We start from the raw sequence: 9,514 nt of genomic DNA, 5'->3' as shown, positions 1-9,514 counted from the left end.
CCTCCATTCGTCCGCCGGCTGAAGCACAGTGGCGGCGAGCCAACCTTTTAGCCCGGCTAGCGCGGGCCCAGCTAGCGCCAATGCCGGTCACTTAACCTCGATGTGACAAAATTTCACGCCGCCAACAGCCGGTCGAGGCGCTCGAAGCGGTCGGCGACCCCAGGGGCAGAGCCGACATCGAGGGTCGCCCGGCCCTGCGGGTGGGGTGAGGATGCCGGCGCGCAGCAAGCAGAGGGTCCGCAGCGTGTGAATCGATTCACCCACATGACGTCCCTCCTGACGGTGTACGACGCCGAGGGGCGCCGGGCGGGCTCCTGGCGCCCGGGACGACCGTGCCGGGGGCTCTCGGCCGGTCGCGCTCGCCGCGGAGGGGAAGTACCCTGGGGGTCGCTATCGGCCCAGCGATGGCCGTGACGACGTACGCCGTGGGGGTCAGGTAGGGGAGCAGCGGTCAGCTTCGAGACCGACATCGAGAGCATGAAGGTGCAGCGGTCCGACGGGATCGGAGCGCTGCGCATTGACAGCGTGGGGGCCGCAGCCTACACCCAACGCAAGCCGAGTCATCATGACGGGAACGGCAATCCGGCGGATCGTCATCGAACAGTCGAAGCGGGCGAACGTGGGCCACATCGGCTCGGCCCTGTCGGTCGCCGACATCGTGGCGGCGCTGTACGGCGGCGTGCTCCGCGTGCCGGCGCCGAGGGCACACGATCGCGACCGCTTCGTGCTGGCGAAGGGCCACGCCGTGCTCGCCGTCTACGCCGCCCTGTTCCTCCGCGGCTGGCTCGATCAGGCGGCGCTCGACTCGTACTGCGGCGACGGGAGCCACCTCGGCATCCACCCCGATCGGGAGCTCACCGGCATCGATTTTTCGACCGGCTCGCTCGGATTCGGGCTGCCGCTGGGCGTCGGTGCCACGCTCGCGGCGCGCCTCGAGGGCTCGGAGCGCCGCGTCTTCGTCCTCGTGAGCGACGCCGAGTGCAACGAGGGCTCGGTCTGGGAGGCGGTCATGTACGCCGCCCATCACCGTCTCGGGCGGCTCACCGTCATCGTCGATCTGAACGGCCAGCAGGCGCTCGGGAAGACGGCCGACGTGCTCTCGCTCGCGCCCCTGGTCGATCGCTGGCGCGCGTTCGGCTGGAACGCGGGGGAGATTGACGGGCACGACGGTCCGGCGTTGCGCGCCGCGCTCGCGGCGCCGTGTGCGGCGAGCGGTCCGCCGCGCGTGTTCGTCGCGCGCACCGTCTTCGGGAAGGGTGTCTCGTACATGGAGGGTCAGCTCAAGTGGCATTACTGGCCCATGTCTGACGCCGAGTACGCCTTGGCGCTCGCCGAGCTCGCCACGGGCTGATGCGGGGCGCGTTCGTCCGCACGCTGGTCGAGCTGGCCGACGAGGATCGCCGCGTGGCGCTGCTCACGGGGGACCTCGGCTACATGGCGCTCGAGCCGTTCATGGAGCGGCATCCGGACCGCTTCTTCAACGTCGGGGTCGCGGAGCAGAACATGGTCGGCATCGCGACCGGGCTCGCGGAGTCGGGGTACGTGCCGTTTGTGTACTCGATCGTGACCTTCGCGACGCTCCGCCCCTACGAATTCATCCGCAACGGCCCCCTCTGGCATCGCCTCCCGGTTCGGATCGTCGGCGTCGGCGGCGGCTTCGAGTACGGCCCCCAAGGGCTCTCCCACCATGGGCTCGAGGACGTGGGCGTGATGCGCGTGCAGCCGGGCATGACGGTCGTGGCACCGGCCGATCACCGGCAGATGGCGACCGCGCTCCGCGCGACCTGGGATCTTCCGGGCCCCGTCTATTACCGCATCGGCAAGGACGACAAGACCGTCGTCGCCGGGCTCGAGGGGCGGTTCCGGCTCGGCCGGGCGGAGATCGTGCACGAGGGGTCGGACGTCGCGATCGTGGCCATGGGGTCGGTGGCGAGCGAAGCCGTGGGCGCCGCGCACGCGCTCGGCGAACGCGGGGTGCACGCACGCGTCCTCATCGTGGCGAGCGTGCAGCCGCCGCCGACCGAGGACCTGTGCGCTGCGCTCGCCGGCGTGCCGCTCGTGCTCACCCTCGAGGCGCATTACGTCTCGGGCGGTCTCGGCTCGCTCGTGGCCGAGGTCATCGCGGAGCAGGGGCTGCACTGCCGTCTCGCTCGTCGGGGCGTCCACGAGCAGCCCGACGGCCGCATCGGTAGCCAGGCATTCCTGTACCGACGCCATGGTCTTTCGGCGGATGCGATCGTTGCGACCGTTCTCGAGCGGTTGAGCGCACGCGCGTGACGCCCGACAGGCTCGTCTCCGTCGTGCTGCCGGCGCACAACCAGGCGGACCACATCGGCGAGGTCGTGCAGGAGTACACCGCGGCGCTCGGCCGCATGCCGCTCCGCCACGAGCTCGTGCTCGTCCCGAACGGCTCGAAGGACGCGACCGAGGCGGTGTGCGCCGGGCTCGCCGCCACGCTGCCGCACGTGCGCAGCGAGCCGCTTGCGCGCAGCGGCTGGGGGCGGGCGGTGCGGACCGGTCTCGCCCGGGCGACCGGTGATCTCCTCTGCTACACGAACTCGGCGCGGACGACGCCGGCCGAGCTCACGCTGACGATCCTGTACGCGGCGACGCATCCAGACACGGTTGTAAAGGCGAACCGCAAGATCCGGGAGCACTGGTCGCGGCGGTTGGGATCGCTTCTCTACAACCTCGAATGCCGTGCGCTCTTCGACCTTTCGTGCTGGGATGTGAACGGCACCCCGAAGGTCTTTCCGCGCTCGTGCGATCGCCTGCTCCGACTCCGTCGCGACGACGACCTCATCGACGCCGAGTTCGTTCGCACCTGTCGCGAGGCCGGCTATCCGATGCTCGAGGTACCGGTGTTCTCGTCCCGGCGCCACGGTGGGAAGTCGACGACGAACCTCGCCTCGGCGTTTCGCATGTACTGGGGCGCATGGGCGATGCGCCACGACGCGGGATGATGGCGCGCGAACATTTGCACGCTCGCGCCGACGGCGCCTGGCGCGATCCCCGCGCCGTGGCGATGCTCTGGCCGGACGCGAGTGGGATCGACGAGCGTCTGCTCCGTCACCGCACGCGCGGCCGCTTCTGGGAGACGCTCGCCGAGACGGCCGTGACGCTGCTCGTGACACGCGAGTACGAACATCTTCTCGTGGCGCTCCACGCGGGAGCGACCGAGCCCATCGTCTCGTACCTGCCGCTTCCACATCCCTCAGGCATCGCCGTCGATCGACTTCGCGGCGTCGTCCACGTCGCGAGCACCCGCAACCCCAACCAGGTCCACGACCTCGTGCCGGCCGTCGCCGCGCCGCGCGACGTCGGCGAGCCGCCCGTGCGTCTTGCGGCGCGGCCCCTCGTTCCCGTCCGGACGCGCATGCTGCCCGGCGGGACGTACCTCCACGACCTCGCGATGGTCGGCGGCGTGCTGCATGGCAACGCGGTCGGCAAGAACGCCGTCGTGCGCCTCGAGGATGACGGGACGGCGACGCCCGTCTGGTGGCCCCGCTGCGTCGAGCGGCGCGGCGGAGCGCGGCTCGACCGGAACTATCTCCAGTTGAACTCGATCGCCGCCGGTGCGACGGTGCGCGACTCGTTCTTCTCGGCGTCCGCGGACGTCGTGGGACGGGTCCGGCCCGGAGACCCCGCCTTCCGCGTCGATCGTCGCGGGGTGATCTTCTCGGGGCGGACGCGCGAACCCGTCGTGCGCGGGCTCACGCGCCCGCACTCCGCGCGCCTGCGTCGGGAGGCGCTGTGGGTCGACAACAGCGGCTACGGCGAGGTCGGCATCTGTCACGGCGGCCGGCTCGAGCCGGTGGCACGACCGGGCGGCTGGACGCGCGGACTCGCGTTCGCGGGCGGTGTGCTGTTCGTCGGGACGTCGCACGTCCTGCCGCGCTTTCGGCAGTACGCGCCGGGACTCGACCCCGATCGCTGCACCTGTGGCGTCCACGCCCTCGACGCGAAGACCGGCCGGACGCTCGGGAGTCTCGTCTGGCCGACCGGGAACCAGGTGTTCGCGGTCGAGGCGGTGCCGTCCGCATGGACGGCCGGGCTGCCCATCGTGCTCGGTCGCCGCCGCTCCGAGTGGGAGCGCGGGCTGTTCTACGGCTTCGTCACGGAGTAGGAGACGCAACGCCATGGCCCAGGACTTTCGCCTGCTGATGCTCGGCGCCATGTACGAGAACGGCGGGAACATGACCCACCGCTTTCTCGACGGCCACCCCGAGCTCTTCGTCTACCCCTTCGAGTCGCAGGTGGGGACGCGCCTCGTGCAGGACCATCTCACGTCGATGTTCCCCGTGAAGTACCGCTGGCCAGCGTTTCCGCTCGACGGCACGCCGGCGGGCGACTACCAGCTCATCATCGACGAGGAGGGCAAGGTCCGCGCGCGTACCCCGCACGTGAGCAAGTTCCGGGATTGGCCGTTCGAGCTCTCCGACGACGACCGAAAGGCGCGCTACGTCGAGCTCGTGAACTCCACCGGCCGGTCGCGCGCGAATAACGTGGCGGCCTTCTTCCGCGCCACCTTCGACGTGTGGAAGGACTACAAGCGGAGCGCGAAGGAGCAGGTCTGGGTCGGCTACAGCCCGATCATCGTGGTCGACACCGACAAGATCATGACGGATCTCCCGAACGCGCACGTGCTCCACGTGGTGCGGAACCCCTGGTCGGCGTACGCCGACACGAAGCGGCGTCCGGTGCCGCTGCCGCTCGAAACCTACATGCTCGGCTGGACGCTGAACCAGTACTGCGCGCTTCTCTACCGCGAGCGCTTCCCCGGCCGCGTGCACATCGTGCGCGCCGAGGACGTGATGCGCGACTCCGTCGGCACGCTCGCGCCGGTGCTCGCGAAGCTCGGCGTTGGCCCCGCCGACTCGCTCCGGCAACCCTCGTGGAACGGGAACCCGCTCGGCACGGTCTATCCGTGGGGGACGATCCGCACACCGACGCCGGAGGCGAACCGGGCCGAGGCCGAACGGCTCTCGCCCGCCGAGCGCGAGGATATCCGAGCCCGTACCTGGCAGTATCTCGAGACGTTCGACTACGGGGGCTTCCTCGACCGGAGGTGAACGTGCGCCGGCGCGTCCTCCTCACCGGCGGCACCGGCTTCGTCGGCGCGAACCTCGTGCGGCGTCTCTTGGCCGACGGTCACGCGGTGCATCTCGTCGTGCGGCCCGAGCGGAGCCTCTGGCGGCTCGCCGGCATTCGGGACGACGTGAAGCTCCACCAGGCATCGCTCGAGGACCGGGCGGCGGTCGAGCGCGTCGTGCGGCGGGCGCGGCCCGAATGGATCTTTCACTTGGCCGCGCACGGCGCGTACTCCTGGGAGACGGACCTCGACCGCATCCTCGCGGTGAACCTGCTCGGCACGGTCAACCTGGTGCGCGCGTGCCTGCGCACGGGCTTCGACGCCTTCGTGAACGCGGGCTCGTCCTCCGAGTACGGGTTCAAAAAGCGGGCCCCGACGGAGCGCGAGTGGGTCGAGCCGAACAGCCACTACGCCATCGCGAAGGTCGCTGCCACCCACTTCTGTCGCTTCACCGCACGCAGCGAGCGGGTGAGCATCGCGACGCTTCGGCTCTACTCGGTCTACGGTCCGTGGGAGGAGCCGGGGCGCCTCATGCCGACGCTCATCGTGCAGGGGCTCGCCGGGCGGCTGCCGGCACTGGTCGAGCCGCGGATCGCGCGCGACTACGTCTACGTCGACGACGTGTGTGACGCGTTCGTGCGAGCGGCCGCCACGCCGCATCCGGAGCCCGGGCCCGTCTTCAACGTCGGCACGGGCACGCAGACCCGGCTGCGCGAGGTCGTCGCGGTCGCACGGCGCGTGCTCGGCGTCGCGGAGCGGCCGCGGTGGGGCTCCATGCCGAACCGGCAATGGGATACGTCAGTGTGGCGATCCGACAGTCGTGCGATCCAGCGCGCCCTCGGCTGGACGCCGCGCTACACGTTCGAGCGGGGGTTTCGGCGCATGGTGACCTGGATGCGCGAGCAGGGGCCGTGGACGAAGCGCTATCGCGCTCACCCGTGAAGCGGCAGATGCCGCCGTCAGCCGGGTACCTCGCCGGCCGCTATCCGGTGGCCGCCGCGCTCATGCGGCGCCCGAGCGCGTGCCACCACTCGACCAGCACGCCGCCCCGCCGCCCCCTGAGCTCTTCGAGGCCCTCCTCGGCCATCCGAACCGTCGTCGGATCGCCCGGGAAGCGCCGCACGACGCTCGCGAACAGGCGTCGCGCGCGGCCGGTGTGGCCGCGGTTCCGCTCGCACATGGCGATGTGCCAGTAGGCCGCGGGCAGCCATCGGCCCTGCGGGAATCGACGGCGGAGGCGCTTGAACTCGTGACGGGCCCGCGCCCAATTATCCTCGCGGAAGAACGACGCTGCATAGAAGAAGGCGGCGTCCTCGGCCGCGGGGTGATCCATGGCGACCAGCTTTCGAAAGAATCTCCGCGCTCCCGGATAGTCGGTCGCCTCGTACCGGGCCATGCCGCCCGCGCGGAGCGCCGCCGGGTCGTCCAGACCCTCGAGCGACGACAGGTCTTCGCGCTCGTCGTGTCGCACGGGCGGACGGGCGCCCGCCGGGCGCTCGAGGCGCCAGAGGCGCGCCGGCTCGGGCCGCGGCAGGTACGACAGCACCCCGTACTCACGGACGAGCTTCCACTGCGGCCCGAGCGGCTTGGCAAACCACGCGAGCCGGTAGCCGTCGATGTGCGCGCCGTAGTGCACGAAGCTCGCGAGTCCCGTCACGAGGAGCGTGCCGTCGGGGAGGGTGTCCTCGTGCTCGTGGAGCCAGCGCTCGTAGTCGGCCGCTTCATGCTCGTCGTGCTGGATCACGACGTCCGTCTCCTGCGCGTCGGGATCGAAGTAGAGATCGCGGAAGTAGCTCGCCAGGACCGCTTCGGCGAGCAGCACGGGCGGCTTCGCGGCCTCGACGTCGTGGAGGACTGCGCGTAGGTTCTCGCGGTAGACGTGGCTCGGGCCCGTCGCCTCCAGGCTCTGCACCAGGTAGAGCGCGAGGACCGGGGTGACAACGCCGGCGGCGAAGAGCCCGCTCGCACGGACCCGTGTCAGGTCGAGCACGAGCTTTGCCGCGTGAAGCACGATCGGGAACGAGATCGGCGCCAGGTAGCGGAAGATGCGCGGCACCGAGTAGTACCTGTCGAGCCGGAACCCGTTCGGAAAGAACTCGAGCAGCAGGAAGAACGAGCCCCAGCACGCGAGGAGCAGGCCGTCGGCGCGATCGAAGCGGAGACTCTCGGGCCACGTACGGACCGCCCGGCCCCCGAGCTTCACGACGAAGAGCGCCACGAGGAGGTGCGGCGTCCACCCCCAGAGCGTGGTCGGAAACTCGGACGAGCCCACGAACATGAGTCGCGGATACTTGAGGAAGAGGTCAGCGAGGTCGGCGCGGGGCACCGGATAGTTGACGGCGTGGTGCGAGAGAAAGGGGATGAACGTGCCGAGCTTCGCCTTCCAGAAGACGGAGGTCGCGCCATGGATGACCGCGCTCGCGATGGCGAACGCCATCGCCGCTCGCCACCGCCGTCCGGCGAGGTAGTAGAGCCCGAGCGCCGGGAGCGCGTAGACGACCCACAGCTTCACGTAGAATCCGAACCAGAGACACACGGCGAGCGCGATCCCTTGCCAGACCGGGCGCTCCTCGAGCAGGACGAGCGAAGTCAGCCCGAGCGCTATCGCGAGCTCGAGATACGAGTCGTTCGCACGGAGCGACCCGAGCGTGACCTCGAACGGCGCCACCGCGACGAGGAGGCCGCCGAGGAAGGCGCGCAGGCGCCCGTAGCCCCAGCGCACGAGCAGCGCGTACGCCATGATGGCGAAGGTCGAGGTGAGGAGCGCCGTCGGCATGAGGAACGCCGACTCCGAAACGCCGAAGAGCCAGAACGCGAGGTAATTCGCGAGCCAGCCGGCGAAACGCTGATGGAGCTGGTCGCTCCAGATCGGGCCGTTGGTCAGAATGCCCAGGAGCGCCCCGTATTCCTGCGGGTCGTCGCCCAGGACGAGCCCCTGCCGGAGCCACCACCGGACCGTGAAGCCGACGGCGAAGAGGACGGCGGCCGCGAGCACGTGCACGCGCATCTCCGCGTGCGGCTAGCGGCCGCAGCGCGGGGTGTCAAGATGCGCAGCCGACAGATGCGCAGCCGAAGTGCCTTGGGGAACCAGCTCCTCGCAGTAGGCGGTCACCACCATGGAGACCAGGTTCCCGCTGGGCTCTTAGAACGCATCCTCCGGAGGACGAGCGCACCGAATGCGTTCATTCCTCACACCTTGGCGGGCGGCCACGCCCCAAGTATGCTAAGGGTTGGCGGCATGCGTGACCCGCTGCTCACCCTCGTCTTGGCCGTCATCGCGGCCAGCTGTGGCCCGTCGGACAAGGGCGCCCCGCAGGGGCCGCCGCCCACCGCCGCCGCGGCCGCCACCGCGACCCCACCCGGTGCGGCGGGCATGCCGCACATTGCCTCGATCGAGATCGGCCGCTCCGTCAACCCCGACAGCACCATGCACGACGCCACGATGCTCTTCATCCCGACCGACGATGTCTGGGCGTCGGTGATCGTCGAGGGCAACGCGCCGCGCGCGACGCTCCAGGCGCGCTGGCTGACCGACGGCGGCGGTGTCCTCGAGCAGTCGAGCCAGGAGATCACGCCGACCGGCCGGACGGTGGTGGCGTTCCACGCCGCCGCGCGCCCCGGCGGGTGGCCGCTCGGCCGCTACAAGCTCGAGTTGCTGCTCGACGGCGTCGTCGGCGGGACGCGGCCCTTCGAGATCCGACAGCCGCCGCTGTAGGCTGCGCCCTCTCGGGGGGCGCGGTAACCGAGCGGCAGACGTAGCCGTGGGACGGCGTGCACCGGGCGGCGCCCCGCATGAGGGGCATGTTCTGCACGGCGACGGTGCTGCGGCGTTGCCGTGCCTGTATCGACCTCGACGTGATGCGCCAGCCGTCGTTCACCTTCGTCTCGACCGCGAATGCCTTCGTGCTCCAGGGCGCCCGCCCGGCCTTCGCCGCGCTGAAGTAGTTAGGGTGGTCGCCGAGCCCGTACCCGTGAGGCGACCCCTGTCTCCGACGCTGGTTTCCGGGCCCGAGTCGGCATAATCCGGAGGGCGGCAAAGTGGGCCCGACCTGAGCTCAGCCCAGTCTGAGTCGAGCTCGTCGCGTCACTTCGAGGTCGAGGTACGCGAGACCGCCGCGATCCCTCGCGCGCACGGCGAGCAAGTTGGTGCCCACTTGCAAGAGGCTGTCGGGCACCGCAAAGGTGAAGCTGTCCAGGCTGGGGCATTCCTCGTGAGTCTGAAGCCCGTCAGAGATATCGTAGCCGTTGATGAAAACCTGCACGTCGTTGTCGACGGCGACATACACTACTACATCGGTCGTTCCGACCGGCAGTTCGAATGTCTTTCTCACCAGCAGATCGGTCTCCAGCCGCCATTCCGTTCTGACGTCGCCCGGGTTGTTGAGTTCGCAGTATCCTTCACGGGTACCGAAACCTGCGTCA

The 9,514-nt window shown here is 70.1% G+C and carries 8 protein-coding genes; 7 read left to right on the top strand and 1 reads right to left on the bottom strand.

Annotation, left to right across the window (positions count from 1 at the left end):
• Positions 1–565: 565 nt before the first annotated feature.
• The 6 genes from E6J59_03260 to E6J59_03235 are packed head-to-tail and all read left to right on the top strand — an operon-like array spanning position 566 to position 6,034.
• Positions 566–1,351 (top strand): transketolase, encoded by a 786-nt coding sequence (locus E6J59_03260; GenBank protein ID TMB22737.1) that lies wholly within the window; start codon positions 566–568, stop codon positions 1,349–1,351.
• A complete protein-coding gene (locus tag E6J59_03255; GenBank protein ID TMB22736.1) occupies positions 1,351–2,277 on the top strand; it encodes a 1-deoxy-D-xylulose-5-phosphate synthase in 927 nt (308 codons plus the stop codon). Before E6J59_03260 ends, E6J59_03255 begins: the two co-directional genes overlap by 1 nt.
• Complete coding sequence (locus E6J59_03250; protein TMB22738.1) at positions 2,199–2,963, top strand: glycosyltransferase; 765 nt, start codon at positions 2,199–2,201, stop codon at positions 2,961–2,963. Before E6J59_03255 ends, E6J59_03250 begins: the two co-directional genes overlap by 79 nt.
• Positions 2,696–4,126, top strand: a complete 1,431-nt coding sequence (locus E6J59_03245) for a DUF4915 domain-containing protein (GenBank protein ID TMB22735.1) — start codon at positions 2,696–2,698, stop codon at positions 4,124–4,126. Before E6J59_03250 ends, E6J59_03245 begins: the two co-directional genes overlap by 268 nt.
• Before the next feature lie 13 nt (positions 4,127–4,139).
• Entirely contained in the window at positions 4,140–5,072 is a 933-nt protein-coding gene (locus E6J59_03240) for a sulfotransferase (protein ID TMB22734.1), read from the top strand.
• Positions 4,895–6,034 (top strand): NAD-dependent epimerase/dehydratase family protein, encoded by a 1,140-nt coding sequence (locus tag E6J59_03235; protein TMB22733.1) that lies wholly within the window; start codon positions 4,895–4,897, stop codon positions 6,032–6,034. Before E6J59_03240 ends, E6J59_03235 begins: the two co-directional genes overlap by 178 nt.
• 40 nt (positions 6,035–6,074) lie before the next feature.
• Here E6J59_03235 and E6J59_03230 read toward each other — a convergent pair whose 3' ends face one another.
• Positions 6,075–8,099 carry a tetratricopeptide repeat protein gene (locus tag E6J59_03230; GenBank protein ID TMB22732.1) on the bottom strand — a complete coding sequence of 675 codons (2,025 nt, stop codon included), beginning with the start codon at positions 8,097–8,099 and terminating at the stop codon, positions 6,075–6,077.
• Positions 8,100–8,330: 231 nt separating this feature from the next.
• Between E6J59_03230 and E6J59_03225 the strand changes: the two genes are divergently transcribed.
• A complete protein-coding gene (locus tag E6J59_03225) occupies positions 8,331–8,807 on the top strand; it encodes a hypothetical protein (GenBank protein ID TMB22731.1) in 477 nt (158 codons plus the stop codon).
• Positions 8,808–9,514: the final 707 nt, after the last annotated feature.

This window comes from Deltaproteobacteria bacterium (assembly GCA_005879795.1).
Classification (GTDB): Bacteria; Desulfobacterota; Binatia; order DP-6; family DP-6; genus DP-6.
The sequence above is the reverse complement of the archived record's forward strand: the minus strand, read 5'-3'. Positions and strand labels throughout refer to the sequence as shown.